Source organism: Stenotrophomonas sp. 63632_Sma (genome assembly GCF_056482875.1).
The window spans coordinates 175,335-192,247 of the sequence record NZ_CM151220.1; the positions used below are offsets into that span (position 1 = coordinate 175,335).

At 67.4% G+C, this 16,913-nt stretch carries 16 protein-coding genes; 11 read left to right on the plus strand and 5 right to left on the minus strand.

Translation table 11 applies throughout. The annotated features are described in order from the left end of the window. Positions 1-301: 301 nt before the first annotated feature. Together ACZK45_RS00780 and ACZK45_RS00785 are read right to left on the minus strand one after the other, a co-directional pair. Positions 302-781: a tRNA (cytidine(34)-2'-O)-methyltransferase gene (locus ACZK45_RS00780; protein WP_005407625.1), complete on the minus strand. Its 480-nt coding sequence runs from the start codon at positions 779-781 to the stop codon at positions 302-304. Positions 782-850: 69 nt separating this feature from the next. After that, positions 851-1,327: an XAC0231 family protein gene (locus ACZK45_RS00785; RefSeq protein ID WP_125893093.1), complete on the minus strand. Its 477-nt coding sequence runs from the start codon at positions 1,325-1,327 to the stop codon at positions 851-853. 415 nt (positions 1,328-1,742) lie between these two features. Between ACZK45_RS00785 and ACZK45_RS00790 the strand changes: the two genes are divergently transcribed. The 4 genes from ACZK45_RS00790 (at position 1,743) to ACZK45_RS00805 (ending at position 7,255) form a co-directional block, all read left to right on the plus strand. Beyond that, entirely contained in the window at positions 1,743-4,592 is a 2,850-nt protein-coding gene (locus ACZK45_RS00790; RefSeq protein ID WP_478445295.1) for a M16 family metallopeptidase, read from the plus strand. Positions 4,593-4,810: 218 nt separating this feature from the next. Beyond that, a complete protein-coding gene (locus tag ACZK45_RS00795) occupies positions 4,811-5,128 on the plus strand; it encodes a DUF4156 domain-containing protein (RefSeq protein WP_478445296.1) in 318 nt (105 codons plus the stop codon). Positions 5,129-5,231: 103 nt separating this feature from the next. Beyond that, a complete protein-coding gene (locus ACZK45_RS00800; RefSeq protein ID WP_107431623.1) occupies positions 5,232-6,248 on the plus strand; it encodes a 3-oxoacyl-ACP synthase III in 1,017 nt (338 codons plus the stop codon). A 116-nt stretch (positions 6,249-6,364) separates the two neighbouring features. Continuing rightward, positions 6,365-7,255 (plus strand): alpha/beta fold hydrolase, encoded by an 891-nt coding sequence (locus tag ACZK45_RS00805; protein WP_478445297.1) that lies wholly within the window; start codon positions 6,365-6,367, stop codon positions 7,253-7,255. A gap of 113 nt (positions 7,256-7,368) precedes the next feature. On the opposite strand, the gene ACZK45_RS00810 is transcribed toward ACZK45_RS00805, so the two are convergent. Continuing rightward, entirely contained in the window at positions 7,369-7,800 is a 432-nt protein-coding gene (locus ACZK45_RS00810) for a YkgJ family cysteine cluster protein (protein ID WP_005407630.1), read from the minus strand. Positions 7,801-7,904: 104 nt separating this feature from the next. Between ACZK45_RS00810 and oleC the strand changes: the two genes are divergently transcribed. The 3 genes from oleC to ACZK45_RS00825 all read left to right on the plus strand — a co-directional run bounded on the left by oleC (position 7,905) and on the right by ACZK45_RS00825 (position 10,790). Further along, complete coding sequence (gene oleC, locus ACZK45_RS00815; protein WP_024956304.1) at positions 7,905-9,563, plus strand: olefin beta-lactone synthetase; 1,659 nt, start codon at positions 7,905-7,907, stop codon at positions 9,561-9,563. Further along, a complete protein-coding gene (gene oleD, locus ACZK45_RS00820) occupies positions 9,560-10,552 on the plus strand; it encodes a 2-alkyl-3-oxoalkanoate reductase (protein WP_293798880.1) in 993 nt (330 codons plus the stop codon). Before oleC ends, oleD begins: the two co-directional genes overlap by 4 nt. Before the next feature lie 82 nt (positions 10,553-10,634). Next, positions 10,635-10,790, plus strand: a complete 156-nt coding sequence (locus ACZK45_RS00825) for a DUF1328 domain-containing protein (protein ID WP_004153593.1) — start codon at positions 10,635-10,637, stop codon at positions 10,788-10,790. A gap of 146 nt (positions 10,791-10,936) precedes the next feature. Here ACZK45_RS00825 and ddlA read toward each other — a convergent pair whose 3' ends face one another. Beyond that, complete coding sequence (ddlA, locus tag ACZK45_RS00830) at positions 10,937-12,031, minus strand: D-alanine--D-alanine ligase (protein ID WP_478445298.1); 1,095 nt, start codon at positions 12,029-12,031, stop codon at positions 10,937-10,939. Positions 12,032-12,539: 508 nt separating this feature from the next. On the opposite strand from ddlA, the gene ACZK45_RS00835 reads away from it, so the two are divergent. The 4 genes from ACZK45_RS00835 (at position 12,540) to ACZK45_RS00850 (ending at position 16,296) form a co-directional block, all read left to right on the plus strand. Then, positions 12,540-13,175: a ubiquinone biosynthesis accessory factor UbiJ gene (locus ACZK45_RS00835; RefSeq protein ID WP_132808782.1), complete on the plus strand. Its 636-nt coding sequence runs from the start codon at positions 12,540-12,542 to the stop codon at positions 13,173-13,175. Next, on the plus strand, positions 13,172-14,827 hold the full coding sequence (gene ubiB, locus ACZK45_RS00840) for a ubiquinone biosynthesis regulatory protein kinase UbiB (RefSeq protein WP_125895904.1): 1,656 nt from the start codon (positions 13,172-13,174) through the stop codon (positions 14,825-14,827). Before ACZK45_RS00835 ends, ubiB begins: the two co-directional genes overlap by 4 nt. A gap of 5 nt (positions 14,828-14,832) precedes the next feature. Next, positions 14,833-15,411: an O-methyltransferase gene (locus ACZK45_RS00845; RefSeq protein ID WP_253145724.1), complete on the plus strand. Its 579-nt coding sequence runs from the start codon at positions 14,833-14,835 to the stop codon at positions 15,409-15,411. A gap of 117 nt (positions 15,412-15,528) precedes the next feature. After that, positions 15,529-16,296: a pseudouridine synthase gene (locus ACZK45_RS00850; protein WP_478445299.1), complete on the plus strand. Its 768-nt coding sequence runs from the start codon at positions 15,529-15,531 to the stop codon at positions 16,294-16,296. 75 nt (positions 16,297-16,371) lie between these two features. On the opposite strand, the gene ACZK45_RS00855 is transcribed toward ACZK45_RS00850, so the two are convergent. Then, the gene (locus ACZK45_RS00855; RefSeq protein WP_010487093.1) at positions 16,372-16,899 is read right to left on the minus strand and encodes a DUF2059 domain-containing protein; all 528 of its coding nucleotides are present in this window, start codon (positions 16,897-16,899) and stop codon (positions 16,372-16,374) included. Between the last annotated feature and the right edge of the window lie 14 nt (positions 16,900-16,913).

Below are 16,913 nucleotides of genomic sequence, written 5' to 3' on the forward strand. Positions count from 1 at the left end.
CCGCACCCACCAGAAGCGATCCACAGCCATCAGAGGTTCTCGGCGGCGGCCTGGATCTGCCTTTGGTAGGTGCCAACCTTGGTTGGCACATTCCTTCAGCGCACGACCGGGCATCGGTGCGGACCAAGGTCCGCACCCACCAGAAGCGATCCACAGCCATCAGAGGTTCTCGGCGGCGGCCTGGACCTGCCTTTGGTAGGTGCCAACCTTGGTTGGCACATTCCTTCAGTGCGCGACCGGGCATCAGTGCGGACCAGGGTCCGCACCCACCAGAAGCAGGTCCACACCCACCTGAGGCGGTTTACGCGCCGCCAGCAAACCCGTGCTGCCGCCACGCTTCGTACATCACCACCGCAACGGTGTTGGAAAGATTGAGGCTGCGGTTGTCCGGCCGCATCGGCAGGCGCAGGCGGCGGCCATCGGGCAAGGCATCGAGCACGTCCTGCGGCAGGCCGCGGCTTTCCGGGCCGAACAGGAAGGCATCACCATCTTCAAAGGCCACGCTGTCGTAGCGCACGCTGGCACGCGTACTCAGGGCAAACAAGCGCTTCGGTGCGATCCGCGCCAGCGCGGTGTCCAGGTCGGGGTGCACCTGCAGGCGCGAGTATTCGTGGTAGTCCAGGCCGGCGCGCTTGAGCTGCTTGTCTTCCAGTGCGAAGCCGAGCGGCTCGACCAGGTGCAGCTGCGCGCCGGTGTTGGCGCAGAGCCGGATCACATTGCCCGTGTTGGGCGGGATTTCCGGTTGGAACAGGATCACGTGGAACTGGGGCGCGGCATTCATCGGCGCAGTGTACCTGCGACGACCGCCGCCTTTACGGCGCACGCCCTGCGCTGGGCAGGGCGGCACCGCTTACGGGCGCAGCAGGACCTGGGCGGTTTCGGTGGCCAGAGCCTGCAGGTCGGCGGCGCTCGGGCGCACCTGCAGGGCCGGCAGGTTGACGATGACCGAGTTGGCGACGTTGGTGGCGGCAGCAGCCAGGGTGGCGGCGTAGCGCTGGGCTTCCATTTCGGCGGCCAGGGCGACGCGCTGTTCCAGGCTCGGGCGCACTTCCACCGAGGCCAGGGTGGTGATCGGCATCGCGGCAGCAACCGGGGCGGCAACGTAGCCGTTGCGCTCGGCCAGCTGGTCGGCGCTCGGGCGCACTTCCACGGTGGCCAGGGTCGGGATGCCGCTGGCCTGTTCCCAGGCCTGCTGGGCCAGCTGGTCGGCGGCCGGGCGGACCTGCACGGTGGCCAGGGTCGGGATGGATTCGGAGGCCTGCACCGACGAAACAACCGCGGTGCCGGCGATCAGGGCGATGGCGATGGCAATGGTCTTGGCGTTCATGACGGGGCCTGTTTAGTGTTGGTGATCAGTGGTGTGGTAGTAAGGTAGTACACCGATTCTGGGCTTGCAAGGAAAATTTTCGGTTTCCTGCATTTGTTCAGCCTTCAGTCAGCTTTCATCTGAAGCCCTTCCTGGCGCAGGAAGTACCAAGCAATCCCCGTGCCAACTTTTAGTTGTTGATTTGCAAGAGTTTTTGTTTGGCCGAGAAGTGTCCGGTAGGCGGACACCTGTCCATTCGATGTGCTGCGGACACTGTCCGGACGGTCCTGGCGGGCGCTTGTGACCGGTCGGGCAGCGCAGATCGGCGCTGCGGATGGGGCATAGGGGCAAACACCCCCAGTGACTGCTGGCCGATTCCTGCCGCTGCGTGCGCAGGCTAGGATCGGGGTTCACCTATGTGACCAAGGATCCGGATATGTCTCTCGCCCTTCGCCCGCGCGCTGCACTGCTGGCCGTCGCCCTCAGCACCGCCCTGGGCACGCTTGTGCCTTCCCATGCGCTGGCGGCCAAGCCGGCCGCACCGGCCAAGGTCGATATCCCGTATGAGCAGTTCACCCTGCCCAACGGCCTGCGCGTGATCGTGCATACCGATCGCAAGGCGCCGATCGTCGCCGTCAACGTCTGGTACCACGTGGGCAGCAAGGACGAACCGGCCGGCCGTACCGGCTTCGCGCACCTGTTCGAACACCTGATGTTCCAGGGCAGCGAAAACCACGACGGCGAATTCTTCGAACCGTTCAAGCAGGTCGGTGCCACCAACCAGAACGGCACCACCAATACCGACCGCACCAACTACTTCGAGAACGTGCCCACCACCGCGCTGGACATGGCGCTGTGGATGGAGTCGGACCGCATGGGCCATCTGGTCGGTGCGATCGACCAGGCGGCGCTGGACGAGCAGCGTGGCGTGGTGCAGAACGAGAAGCGCCAGGGCGAGAACCAGCCCTACGGTCAGGCCTGGGACCAGCTCAACAAGGCGCTGTACCCGGTAGGCCACCCGTATCACCACGGCGTGATCGGTTCGATGAACGATCTGAACGCGGCGTCGCTGGATGACGTGAAGACCTGGTTCCGCACCTGGTACGGCCCGAACAATGCGGTGCTGGTGCTGGCCGGCGACATCGACCTGCCCACTGCCAAGGAAAAGGTCGGCAAGTACTTCGGCAGCATCCCGGCCGGCCCGACCATGGCGCAGCCGGCAGTGAACGTGGCCAAGCGCAACGCCGACACGCGCGAGACGATGACCGACAAGGTGCCGCAGGCGCGCATCTACCGCGCCTGGAACGTGCCGCAGGTCGGCACCACCGATGTCGATCAGCTGCAGCTGTTCGCGCAGGTCCTGGGCGGTGCCAAGTCCTCGCGCCTGAGCCAGCGCCTGCAGCACCAGGACAAGCTGGTGGACAGCATCGCCTCGGGCCTTTCGACCTCGCAGCTGGGTTCGAACTTCGTGATCATGGCGACGGTCAAGCAGGGCCAGGACCCGGCCAAGGTCGAGAAGATCATCGACGAGGAACTGGACCGCCTGATCAAGCAGGGTCCCACCGCGGCCGAGCTGGAGCGCGCCAAGACCGGTGCCCGCGCCGGCTTCATCCGCGGCATCGAGCGCATCGGCGGCTTCGGTGGCAAGGCCGACGCACTGGCCGAGTGCGCGGTGTTCACCGGCGACCCGGGCTGCTTCCGCACCTCGCTGGCCAACATCGAGAAGGCCAGTGCTGCTGATCTGAGCCGGCTGGGCGCGCAGTGGCTGGACAAGGGCAGCCACACCCTGGTGATCGCACCGGGTGAGCGTGTGGCGCTGAAGGAAGACCCGAGCCAGGCGCCGAAGCCGTTCAACGTTCCTGCGGTGGACACCAAGTACAGCACCCTGCCGGAGCAGGTCGACCGCAAGGCCGGCGTGCCGCAGACCCGCGAGTTCCCCCAGTTGAAGTTCCCGGCGCTGCAGCGCGCCACGCTGAAGAACGGCACCCAGGTGATCCTGGCCGAACGCCATGAGATTCCGGTGGTGCAGTTCAGCTACCAGTTCCCGGGCGGCTTCAGCGCCGACCAGGGCCGCAAGCCGGGCACCGCCAACTTCACCATGAGCCTGATGACCGAAGGCGCCGGCAAGCTCGGCTCGCTGGCCTTCGCCGATGCTGCCGATGCGCTGGGCGCCAGCCTGGATGCCTCGGCCGGCCTGGACTCGATGAGCGTGGACCTGTCGGCACTGAAGGAAAACCTGGCACCGTCGCTGGCGCTGTACCGCGACCTGCTGCGCGAGCCGCGCTTCGAGCAGGGTGAGATCGACCGGGTCAAGGCGACCTGGATCGCCGGCATCCAGCAGGAGAAGGTCAACCCGGGTGCGGTGGCGATGCGCGTGCTGCCGCCACTGCTGTATGGCAAGGGCCACCCGTATGCCATTCCGTTCACCGGCAGTGGCGATGAGGCGGCGATCAGCGGCCTGACCCGCGAAGATCTGGTTGATTTCCACCGCGACTGGCTGCGCCCGCAGAACGGCACCCTGATCGTGGTCGGTGATACCACGCTGGCGGAAATCGTGCCGCTGCTGGACAAGCAGCTGGGCGACTGGAAGGCTGCCGGCGATGCCCCGCAGGTGAAGGCGGCCACCGACGTCGCATTGCCGAAGGGCCCGCGCGTGTTCCTGATCGACCAGCCGGGCGCGGTGCAGGCCAACCTGTTCGCCGGCCAGGTGGTCGCGCCGTCCAGCGCCACCAGCTCGACCCGCTTCGATATCGCCAACGGCGTGATCGGTGGCGACTTCACCTCGCGCCTGAACATGAACCTGCGTGAGGACAAGCACTGGTCGTACGGTGCGCGCAGCAGCGCGATCAATTCGGTGGGCCAGCGCCCGTGGATGGCCAGCGCGCCGGTGCAGATCGACAAGACCGGCCCGGCGATGGCGGAAATGCGCAAGGAAATCGCCGCGTTCGCCGACGGCAGCAAGCCGGCCACCGCCGCCGAGGTCAACCGCATCCGCAACATCCAGACCCTGAGCCTGCCCGGTGCCTACGAGACCGCCAGCGCGGTGGCGTCGACCATCGGTTCGATCGTGCAGTTCAAGCGCCCGGATGACTACGTGCTGCGCCGCAAGGCCGAGATCGAGGCGATGACCCCGGCACAGGTGCAGCAGGCCGCCGCCGAGATCAAGCCGCAGGCGCTGACCTGGGTGGTGGTGGGTGACCTCAAGCAGACCGAAGCGGCCGTGCGCGCGCTGAACCTGGGCGAGGTGACGGTGATCGATGCCGAAGGCAACCCGGTCAAGAAGTAAGGCACTACCCGGCCCGCCATGGGGCGGGCCAGCTCCTCCGGTAGTGCCGGCCGCTGGTAAACAACCTTGCCGTGGTACTTAGGCCGCTGGTAAGCAACTCCGTGACCCGAAGGCGGGGTCAGGCTCCCCTGCGGGGGATCTGACCCCACCCACCTACCGGCTACCCCCGATTCAGGCTGTTCAGGCAGAATCCCCCCATACCCTTCCAGGATCTGCCCATGCGCGTTCTGCTGCTTTCCTCCCTGCTGCTCACCGTCACCGCCTGTACCTGGGTGCCGATCGAACCGGCCGGCAAGGCGACCCGCGTGCTGCCGGCAGGCCCGGTTCCCGCTGGCTGCATCGCCAAGGGCGAGGTGGTGGTGACCGTGAAGAGCAAGGTCGGCTTCTACAACCGCAACCCGCTGCGTGTGCAGGAAGAGCTGGAAACCCTGGCCCGCAACGAGGCGCCGAGCGCCGGTGCCAATGCCGTGCAGGCCGCCGCCGCTCCGTCCGATGGCAGTCAGCGCTTCGCCGCTTTCCAGTGCCCGCCGCGCTGAACGCTTCACCATACGGCCAAGCCTGAATTCGTAAAGATGCGGTGAAGGCCCCGGGGGTTATAGAATAGCGCCCCCTTTTGCCTGAGCCTTGGCGCTAACCTCGATGCTCTTCAAGAATGTCTCGATCGCCGGCCTGGCACACGTTGATGCGCCGCATACGCTGACGACCAAGGAAATCAACGAGCGGCTGCAGCCGACGTTGGATCGCCTCGGTATCCGCACCGACGTGCTCGGCGATATCGCCGGCATCCATGCCCGCCGCCTGTGGGACAACGGCGTGCTGGCGTCCGATGCCGCCACCATGGCCGGCCGCAAGGCGCTGGAAGACGCAGGCATCGATGCGACGCAGGTCGGCCTGCTGGTCAACACCTCGGTCAGCCGCGACTACCTGGAGCCGTCCACCGCCTCCATCGTGTCGGGCAATCTCGGCGTCAGCGACGAGTGCATGACCTTCGACGTCGCCAATGCCTGCCTGGCCTTCATCAACGGCATGGACATCGCGGCGCGCATGATCGAGCGCGGCGACATCGACTACGCGCTGGTGGTGGATGGCGAGACCGCCAACCTGGTGTACGAGAAGACCCTGGAGCGCATGACCGCCCCGGACGTCACCGCCGACGACTTCCGCAACGAACTGGCGGCGCTGACCACCGGTTCGGGTGCTGCGGCGATGGTGATGGCGCGCTCGGAGCTGGTGCCGGACGCGCCGCGCTACAAGGGCGGTGTCACCCGTTCGGCCACCGAGTGGAACCAGCTGTGCCTGGGCAACCTGGACCGGATGGTCACCGACACCCGCCTGCTGCTGATCGAAGGCATCAAGCTGGCGCAGAAGACCTTCAGCGCCGCCAAGATCGCACTCGGCTGGGCTGTGGAAGAACTGGACCAGTTCGTGATCCACCAGGTCAGCCAGCCGCACACCGCCGCGTTCATCAAGAACTTCGGCATCGACCCGAAGAAGGTCATGACCATCTTCGGCGAGCACGGCAACATCGGCCCGGCCTCGGTGCCGATCGTGCTGAGCAAGCTCAAGCAGCTGGGCAAGCTGAAGAAGGGCGATCGCATCGCGCTTCTGGGCATTGGCTCGGGCCTGAACTGCTCGATGGCTGAAGTGGTCTGGTAACAAAGTCACCGCTGACCTGCTGCGCGATTGCCTCGCCAATCGCTCGCGACGGACAGCGATGATCTTCCAAGTGTCCAAGGGCCGGTTCTACCGGCCCTTTCTACAGGTGCGATCCGATGTCCCAGCTTCCCGGTTACCCCGCCCACCCGCAGCGCTTCGAGGTACGCCCCGGCCTGTCGATGAACTATCTCGACGAAGGCCCGCGCGATGGCGAAGTGGTGGTGATGGTGCACGGCAACCCGTCGTGGAGCTATTACTGGCGCACGCTGGTCGCCGGCCTGTCGGACACGTACCGCTGCATCGTGCCGGACCACATCGGCATGGGCCTGTCGGACAAGCCCGATGACAGCCGCTACGAGTACACGCTGCAGTCGCGCGTTGACGACCTCGATGCGCTGCTCAAGCATCTGGGCATAACCGGCCCGGTGACCCTGGCGGTGCACGACTGGGGCGGCATGATCGGTTTCGGCTGGGCGCTGTCGCACCACGACCAGGTCAAGCGCCTGGTGGTGCTCAATACCGCTGCATTCCCGATGCCGGCGGCGAAGAAGATGCCGTGGCAGATCGCGCTGGGCCGCCACTGGAAGATCGGCGAGTGGATCATCCGCACCTTCAACGCGTTCTCCTCCGGTGCCTCGTGGCTGGGCGTGGAGCGGAAGATGCCGGCCGACGTGCGCCGCGCCTACGTGTCGCCGTACAACAACTACGCCAACCGCATCAGCACCATCCGTTTCATGCAGGACATCCCGCTGTCGCCGGCCGACAAGGCCTGGTCGCTGCTGGAGCGTGCCGGCAAAGCGCTGCCGTCGTTTGCGGACCGCCCGGCCTTCCTCGGCTGGGGCCTGCGCGACTTCGTGTTCGACCACCACTTCCTGAAGGGCTTCCAGGCCGCGCTACCGCAGGCCCAGGTGCATGCCTTCGAGGACGCCGGGCATTACGTGCTGGAAGACAAGCACGAAGTGCTGGTGCCGGAAATCCGCGCGTTCCTGGACAAGAACCCGATCTGAGGTGTGCCGACCAACGGTCGGCACCCACAGGGGGAAGGAATGGGTGGGTGCCGACCGTTGGTCGGCACACCCGAAGGGTTGATGGGGTTGCCGGCCAGCGGCCGGCACTACCATTACGCGGCGACCGGCGCCTGCGGCGGCGAGGAAGGGCTGTTGCCGTTGTCGTCCGGATGGTCGTCGTCATTGTCGGCGTCATCGCGCCAGCGCCAGTCGGCCGGCGTCAACGGATCCAGGCCATAGGCGATGCGCGCCTTGTCGCACTGCGGGCTGGCCTTGCCGTACTCCCACGATGCATCCACCTCGCGGCACACGCTGGGCCGGTTGGGATGGATGGTGCAGCGTGAATACACGCCGATCTGCGCATCCAGCGCCACGCAGCGCACCGGCTTGGAATGGGTGCCGCGCATGCACAGGCGGTGCGGGTCCAGCACCTCGGTGAGCTGGTGCGGCACGCCGCCGGGGGTGACCTCGTCTGATTCCATCCAGTGGAAGGCCACGCGGTACTGGGTGCAGCAGGCGCCGCAGGTCATGCAGGGATGTTGCATGGGCAAGCCGCCTCGGGCGGCAGTCGGAATCAGGAACGAGGGTGCGGATTTTCCACGAAGTGGGCCGCCGCGCAAGAAATTCCGTAAGCGGCGACAATGAACGGATGAACCGACCCTGCAATATTGCCGCCCGCTTGCCTGAACTGGCGCGTGAACGGCCTGATCAGATCGCCATCCGCTGCCCTGGCCGCCGTGGCGCCGGCAACGGCATGGCCGCCTACGACGTGACCCTGGATTACCGCCAGCTGGACGCCCGCAGCGACGCCATGGCGGCCGGCCTGGCCGGCTACGGGATCGGCCGTGGAGTGCGCACGGTGGTGATGGTGCGGCCGTCGCCGGAGTTCTTCCTGCTGATGTTTGCCCTGTTCAAGCTGGGCGCGGTGCCGGTGCTGGTCGACCCGGGCATCGACAGGCGCGCGCTGAAGCAGTGCTTGGACGAGGCGCAGCCGGAGGCCTTCATCGGCATTCCGCTGGCGCACGTGGCGCGGCTGGTGCTGCGCTGGGCACCCTCGGCGGCGCGCCTGGTGACCGTGGGCCGCCGCCTCGGCTGGGGCGGGACCACGCTGGCCGCGCTGGAGCGCGCCGGCGCCAAGGGTGGGCCGATGCTGGCCGCCACCGACGGCGAGGACATGGCCGCGATCCTGTTCACCAGCGGCTCCACCGGCGTGCCCAAGGGCGTGGTCTACCGCCACCGCCACTTCGTCGGCCAGATCCAGCTGCTGGGCAGCGCCTTCGGCATGGAAGCGGGCGGGGTGGACCTGCCGACCTTCCCGCCGTTTGCCCTGTTCGACCCGGCGCTGGGCCTGACCTCGGTCATCCCGGACATGGACCCGACCCGACCGGCGCAGGCCGACCCGGCGCGCCTGCACGACGCCATCCAGCGCTTCGGCGTGACCCAGCTGTTCGGCTCGCCGGCGCTGATGCGGGTGCTGGCGAAGCATGGCCGGCCGCTGCCGACGGTGACCCGGGTGACCTCGGCGGGTGCGCCGGTGCCGCCGGACGTGGTCGCCACCATCCGCAGCCTGCTGCCGGCCGACGCGCAGTTCTGGACGCCGTATGGCGCCACCGAGTGCCTGCCGGTAGCGGTGGTCGAAGGCCGCGAGCTGGAACGCACGCGCGCCGCCACCGAGGCCGGCGCCGGCACCTGCGTGGGCAGCGTGGTGGCGCCGAACGAAGTGCGCATCATCGCCATCGATGACGCGCCGCTGGCCGACTGGTCGCAGGCGCGCGTGCTGGCGGTTGGCGAAGTGGGAGAAATCACGGTGGCTGGCCCGACCGCCACCGACAGCTACTTCAACCGCCCGCAGGCCACGGCCGCAGCGAAGATCCGCGAGACGCTGGCCGATGGCAGCACCCGCGTGGTGCATCGCATGGGCGACGTCGGTTACTTCGATGCACAGGGTCGCCTGTGGTTCTGCGGGCGCAAGACGCAGCGCGTGGAAACCGCGCGCGGACCGCTGTACACCGAACAGGTCGAGCCGGTGTTCAACACCGTCGCAGGCGTGGCGCGCACCGCGCTGGTCGGTGTCGGCGCCGCCGGTGCGCAGGTGCCGGTGCTGTGCGTGGAACTGCTGCGCGGCCAGTCCGACAGCCCGGCGCTGCAGGAAGCGCTGCGTGCGCATGCCGCAGCGCGCACGCCTGAGGCCGGCCTGCAGCACTTCCTGGTGCATCCGGCGTTCCCCGTCGATATCCGTCACAACGCCAAGATCGGCCGCGAGAAGCTCGCCGTCTGGGCCAGCGCCGAACTGGAGAAGCGCGCATGAAGATCCTGGTCACCGGTGGTGGTGGGTTCCTTGGCCAGGCGCTGTGCCGCGGGCTGGTCGAACGTGGCCACCAGGTACTGGCGTTCAACCGCAGCCATTACCCGGAGCTGCAGGTGATGGGCGTGGGCCAGATCCGTGGCGACCTGGCCGACCCGCAGGCGGTCCTGCATGCGGTGGCCGGCGTCGATGCGGTATTCCACAACGGTGCCAAGGCCGGTGCGTGGGGCAGCTATGACAGCTACCACCAGGCCAATGTGGTCGGCACCGACAACGTCATCGCCGCCTGCCGTGCGCACGGTATCGGCCGGCTGGTCTACACCTCCACGCCCAGCGTGACGCACCGGGCCACCCACCCGGTGGAAGGCCTCGGCGCCGACGAGGTGCCGTACGGCGAAGATTTCCAGGCGCCCTATGCGGCCACCAAGGCGATTGCCGAACAGCGCGTGCTGGCGGCCAATGACGCGTCGCTGGCGACGGTGGCGCTGCGTCCGCGCCTGATCTGGGGCCCTGGCGACCAGCAGCTGGTACCGCGCCTGGCCGAACGTGCACGACAGGGCCGCCTGCGCCTGGTGGGCGATGGCAGCAACAAGGTCGATACCACCTACATCGACAACGCCGCGCTTGCCCACTTCCTCGCCTTCGAGGCACTGGTGCCCAGCGCCGCATGTGCAGGCAAGGCCTACTTCATTTCCAACGGCGAACCGCTGCCGATGCGCGAGCTGGTCAACAAGCTGCTGCAGGCGGTGGGTGCACCGACCGTGGACAAGGCGATCAGCTTCAAGACCGCGTACCGTATCGGCGCCATCTGCGAGCGGCTGTGGCCGCTGCTGCGCCTGCGTGGCGAGCCGCCGTTGACCCGGTTCCTGGCCGAACAGCTGTGCACGCCGCACTGGTACAGCATGGAGCCGGCCCGCCGTGACTTCGGCTATGTGCCGCAGGTCAGCATCGAAGAAGGGCTGCGCAGGCTGAAGGCTTCATCTGCCGCATAGGTCGCCATCACTGGTTGCACACCGCCAGATCGGGAGGATGGACCCACGCCATCCAACGGCCCGGACATCTGCGAGGAGCACCATGCTGCATTACGCCGTTATTTTCTTCGTCATCGCCATCATCGCTGCCGTGCTCGGCTTCTCCGGCATCGCCGGTGCCGCCAGCAACATCGCCTGGATCCTGTTCGTTGTGTTCCTGGTACTGGCAGTGATTTCGATGTTCCGCAAGCGCGGCTAGAAGACCGCTGGGTAGTGCCGGCCGCTGGCCGGCACTGTTCTTTCCGGTGGGTGCCGACCGTCGGTCGGCACGCATCTTTGTAGAGTCGAGCCATGCTCGACTCATGAAAAGCAGTCGAGCATGGCTCGACTCTACAGAGAACGCCTCTACACGGCGCTGTGCAATCCGCGATCGGCTTCATGGCGCTCCAGCGCCAGTTCGATCAGGCGCGTGATCAGCGTGGTGTAGTCCACACCGCTGGCGCCCCACAGCTTCGGGTACATGCTGATGCGGGTGAAGCCCGGCAGGGTGTTGACCTCGTTGATGACGATGTCGCCGCCTGCGGTGAGGAATACATCCACACGCGCCATGCCCGCGCACTCCAGCGCCTGGTAGGCCTGCAGCGCGATCTGCTGGATACGCGCCTGGGTTGCGGCATCGATATCCGCTGGCACCACCACCTCGGCGCCATCCTCGTTGATGTACTTGGTGTCGTAGGCGTAGAACTCGTCGTGCACCACCACCTCGCCGCACAGGCTGGCCTGCGGCTGTTCGTTGCCCAGCACCGCGCACTCGATCTCACGGCCGACCACCGCCGATTCGACCAGCACCTTGTGGTCATAGCGCAGCGCCAATGCAAGTGCCTCGGCGAAGCCCGCCGCATCCTTGACCTTGCTCACACCCACCGACGAACCCTGGTTGGCCGGCTTCACGAACAACGGCAGGCCGAGCTGCGCGATCACCGCATCGACATCAACGTCAGCGGCCTGGTGACGTCGGATGCACAGCCACGGCGCCACCTGCAGGCCAGCGTCGCGCAACAGGCGCTTGGTGACGTCCTTGTCCATCGCCACCGCCGAGCCCAGTACCGGAGAACCGACGAAAGGCAGGTTGGCCATGCGCAGCAGCCCCTGCAGCGCACCGTCCTCGCCCAGCGGCCCGTGCACGATCGGCAGTACCACATCGATCTGGCCCAGCGCGCTGGCCGCATCGGAGGGCTGCAGCTGTGCCTGTTCCACACCCGGGCGCACCGCCAGCGACGTACCGGACCGATGCAGCGCGATGCGCGACGGATCATCGGCGTTGATCAGGAAGGTATCCGGCTGGCTCAGATGCCATTGGCCCTGCTTGTCGATACCGACCAGCACCGGCTCGAAGCGCTCGCGATCAAGCGCATCGAGGATGTTCTTCGCCGACTGCAGCGAAACTTCGTGCTCGGAGGACTTGCCCCCGAAGATGATGCCGATCCGGGTCCGTGCCATGGTGTTGCGATGTCCTGTGCGTTGCGTGGCCTCATAGCATGAACCTTCATCGGCCCTCCGCGTGAGGCACAGATGAACCAGAAATCCATCCACGCATGGCGTGGATCTAGCGTCCTCCATGGCCCATCAATAGGGGGTCAGAGCCCGTTGCGCAGCAACGGGATCCGACCCCGGATAGCCTGACAGATCGCAGGAACCTGTCGAAGGCGGGGTGGGTCCGGTTGCGGGGGCGTGAGCCGCATGGGCCCGAGGCATGCCTCGGGCGGGTTGGGCAGGACGCCCAACCCCGGTCTTGCCGTGTGCGCAGGACAGCGCACACGAGCAAGCGGCGACCGAGCTTACAGGGACGTACTTGCAGCGGCCCCCGCAACCGGCCCCATCCCGCCTACCCACGGAATGCCCGCTGTTGCTTCGGCTGTTGCCGTTGCCGTTGCCGTTGCTGTTGCATCTGCGGGTGCCGGGCGGCAGCCCGGCCCAAGCCCCCCACCCACGCAGGTAGAATGCGCACATGGCTCTCTCCCTGCTCAAGTCCCTCAAGCCGGTCGCTGGCCGCGCCCTGCAGATCGCCCTGAACCGCGCGCTGGCGCTGGATCCGGATACCCGCCATGCACTGGCCAGCCTCGACGGCCGGCACATCGACCTGACCCTGGAAGCGCCGTCGCTGGCCATGCGCATCAGCGTCGACGGTGATGCACTGCGGGTCGGCCCGGTGGACGCGCAGGAAGCCGACCTGGCCGTGCGCAGCAGCCTGGCCGGCGTGCTGGCGCAGCTGCCGCTGCTGGCCAACGCACGGCGCGGCGACAACAACGGCAAGGGTCGCGTGCGCGTGGCCGGTGATGCCGAACTGGCGCGTCGCCTGCAGCAGCTGGCCAAGGGCTTCGACCCGGACTGGCAGCAGCCCTTCGTCAGCGTGTTCGGCGAGGTGCTGGGCGTGCAGGTGGCCAACACCCTGCGCGGTGCCCTTCAGCACGCGCGCCAGGGCGCGATCGACCTGGCCCACAGCGCCGCCGAGTTCATCACCGAGGAATCGCGTGACGTGGTGCCGCGCGCCGAGCTGGATGCCTTCCACGACGATGTGGACGTGCTGCGCGACGACGTCGAACGCCTCGGTGCACGCGTGCAGCGTCTGCGGGGTGCCGCATGAAGGCCGTGCTGCGTGCCAGCCGCATCGGCCGGGTGATCCTGCGTTACCGCCTCGACGACCTGTTGCAGGGCACTCCCGCCGAGCGCTGGCTGCGCCTGGCCAAGCCGTTCGTGCCGCGCGCCTCGGCCGACATCGCCGCTCAGTCGCGCGGTGCACGCCTGCGTCTGGCGCTGCAGGATCTGGGCCCGATCTTCGTCAAGTTCGGCCAGATCCTGTCCACCCGCCGCGACCTGGTGCCGCCGGATGTGGCCAATGAACTGACCCTGCTGCAGGACCGGGTCAAGCCGTTCGATGGTGAGACCGCGCGTCGCATCGTCGAGGAAGCACTGGGCCTGCCGGTCAGCGAGGCCTTCGCCAGCTTCGATACCGAACCGCTGGCCTCGGCCTCGATCGCGCAGGTGCACGCAGCCACGCTGGCCGATGGCCGCCAGGTGGTGGTCAAGGTGCTGCGCCCGGGCATCGAGAAGCAGATCGACGCCGATATCGCGTTGCTCAATTCGCTGGCTGCCCTGGTCGAGCGCACCCACCCGCGCGCCGAAAAGATCCGCCCGCGCGAAGTGGTGGCCGAAGTCGAGAACACCCTGGCTGCCGAGCTGGACCTGCAGCGCGAAGGCGCCAATGCCAGCGTGCTGCGCCGCTTCTGGGAAAACAGCGACGATCTGTACGTGCCGGAAGTGATCTGGAGCCACACCGCCGAGCGGGCACTGACCCTGGAACGCGTGTGGGGCATCCCGTCCGATGACATCGCCGCACTGGACAAGGCCGGCATCGACCGCAAGGCGCTGGCCGCCAAGGGCGTGCGGGTGTTCTACACCCAGGTGTTCCGCGACAACTTCTTCCACGCCGATGCGCACGCCGGCAACATCTGGGTCGACACCGATCCGGCGCGCCGCGCCAACCCGCGTTTCATCGCGCTGGACTTCGGCATCATGGGCCAGCTCTCGCAGGAAGATCAGTACTACCTGGCCGAGAACTTCATGGCCATCTTCAACCGCGATTACCGCCGCATCGCCGAACTGCACGTGCAGGCGCGCTGGATGCCGGACAACGTGCGCATCGATGACCTCGAGGCCGCCGTGCGTTCGGTGTGCGAGCCGTACTTCACCCGGCCGCTGTCGCAGATCTCGCTGGCCGAAGTGCTGATGAAGCTGTTCCGCGTGGCCCAGCGTTACCAGCTGACCCTGCAGCCGCAGCTGATCCTGCTGCAGAAGACCCTGCTGAACATCGAAGGCGTCGGCCGCCAGCTCGACCCGCAGATCGACATCTGGGCGGTGGCCAAGCCGGTGCTGGCGAAGATCCTGCGCGAGCGTTACAGCCCGCGCCGGGTGGTACGCGAGATCGGCAAGCGCCTGCCGGAAATCATGACCCATGCGCCGGACATGCCGCGCCTGGTGCACGCCTGGCTGACCCAGCAGGTGGAAGGCCGCCACGAACTGTCGATGCGTTCGCGCGACCTGGCCGCACTGGATGCCAGCGTGCAGCGCCTGCAGAAGCATGCGGTCGGCGCGATCACCGGTGTCGGCCTGCTGGCCATCGCTGCACTGATGTATGTGCTGCAGCCGCCGGGCTGGTACTGGGGCGACGTGCCGGCGTGGAGCTGGCTGTCCGGTGCGGTCGGCGCAGTGGCGCTGCTGCGCGCGTGGTGGAAGTAGGCCCCATGCTGCAGGCACTCAAGGACGAACTGATCCGCTTCGGCGCCGACAACGACGCACGCGAGAGCGAGCGCGGCCGACGCATGCTCAACATCACGCCCGACACCGGTGAATTCCTGTCGGTGCTGGTGCGCTTCGGCAACGCTCGCCGGGTGCTGGAAATCGGTACGTCCAACGGCTATTCCACGCTGTGGCTGGCCGAGGCAACCGCCGCCATCGACGGCCACGTGACCACGCTGGAATACGCCGAGAACAAGGTGGCGATGGCGCGTGATACCTTCGCGCGCAGTGGTCTGGCCGATCGCATCACGCTGGTCCACGACGATGCCGGGCTCTGGCTGGCGCAGGCCGCCGATGCCTGCATCGACCTGCTGTTCCTCGATTCGGACCGCGGGCAGTACGCCGGCTGGTGGCCGCAGCTGCGTCGTGTGCTGCGCCCGGGTGGCCTGCTGGTGGTGGACAACGCCACCTCGCATGCGGAAGAGATGCAACCGCTGCGCGTGCTGCTGGACGCTGATCCGGACTTCAGCACCAGCCTGGTGCCGGTGGGCAACGGCGAGCTGCTGGCCGTGCGCAGCGCCTGACCGCTCTACAGGTAGGTGCCAACCTTGGTTGGCACGCTGTTGCCGGCCGCTGGCCGGCAACCGCAGCCATCCGACTGCCCGGAGACAGCCGGCCAGCGGCCGGCTCTACCCCATTCAGTGCCCAGCCCCGATAATCCTGCCGTGAGCACCGAACCCGATACCCTCGCCGCGGTCGAGACCGACACCGTGCCCCTGCAGCTGCTGCACCTGGATGAGCGCCTGGCCGTGGTCAACAAGCCTGCCGGGCTGATGGTCCACGACAGCAAGCTGGCTCGTGGCGAAGACGACTTCCTGGCCGACCGCCTGCGCGAGCAGCTGGGCCGCCCGATCTTCCTCGTGCATCGCCTGGACCGGGCCACCAGTGGCTGCCTGCTGCTGGCCTTCGACCGCGATACCGCCAGTGCGCTGGGCAAGGCCCTGATGGGCGGCGAAGTGCTGAAGGACTACCTGACGGTCTGCCGGGGCTGGCCGGCCGAGCTCGCCTGGCAGGTCGATCATGATCTGGACGGCGGCCCGGGCAAGCCGGTGAAAAAGCCGGCGATCACCGACTTCCAGCGCCTGGCCACCGGCGAGCTGTCGGTGCCGGTCGGTGAATTCACCAGCTCGCGCTACGCACTGCTGCGCTGCCAGCCGCAGACCGGACGCTTCCGGCAGATCCGCCGGCACCTCAAGCACCTCTCGCATCACATGATCGGCGACACCAGCCACGGCGATGGCCGCCACAACCGCATCTTCCGCATGCAGGGCGTGCACCGCATGCTGCTGCACGCCGAGCGCCTCCGCTTCCCGCATCCGGACGGTGGCACGGTGGACGTGCGTGCGCCGTTGGACAGCGGGTTCCAGAAGGCGCTGGACCTGTTCGGTTGGCAGGTGGATACCGATTGACGGTAGTGCCGGCCGCTGGCCGGCATCTGCGCGATTCCATATGTAATGGGGAGCCGGCCAGCGGCCGGCACTACCTCATTTCTTTTCCGGCTCGTTGACGATCGCTTCCAGATCCTTCTGCAGGTCCGCAAACAGCGGCTGCATGCGCGCCTGGATTGCCACCATCACGTTCTGCATCAGCGCCGGGGTCTTGTCCAGCAGGCTCTGGCCGGCCGCGCTCTCGTAGAACTCGGCCATCGCCAACACGTCTTCCTTGCTGAAGGTCTTTTTGTACAGGTCCACGTACATCGGCCGCAGCTGCTGCCAGGACAGGGCCTGGCGCAGGGTCTGGCTGGTCCGCGCCTGGATCCGCTTCAGCTGTTCCTGCTGCTGGGCATTGAGCTGGCGCTGTGCGGCTACCTGCTGGAACTGCTGCTGCTGCATCGCCTCGATCTGCGGCAGCATGGTGTCGATCATGCTCTGCGCGCGTGACGCCGACAGCAGGCGGTTGATGTCGCCATCGGTCGGCGGCGCGGCCAGGGCCGGAACGCTGGCCACGGCCAGCGCCAGCAGCAGGGCGGCGCGGCGCAGCAGGGACGGCAGGGCGGGTGCGGTGCGGGTCATGCGGGCTTCCTGCA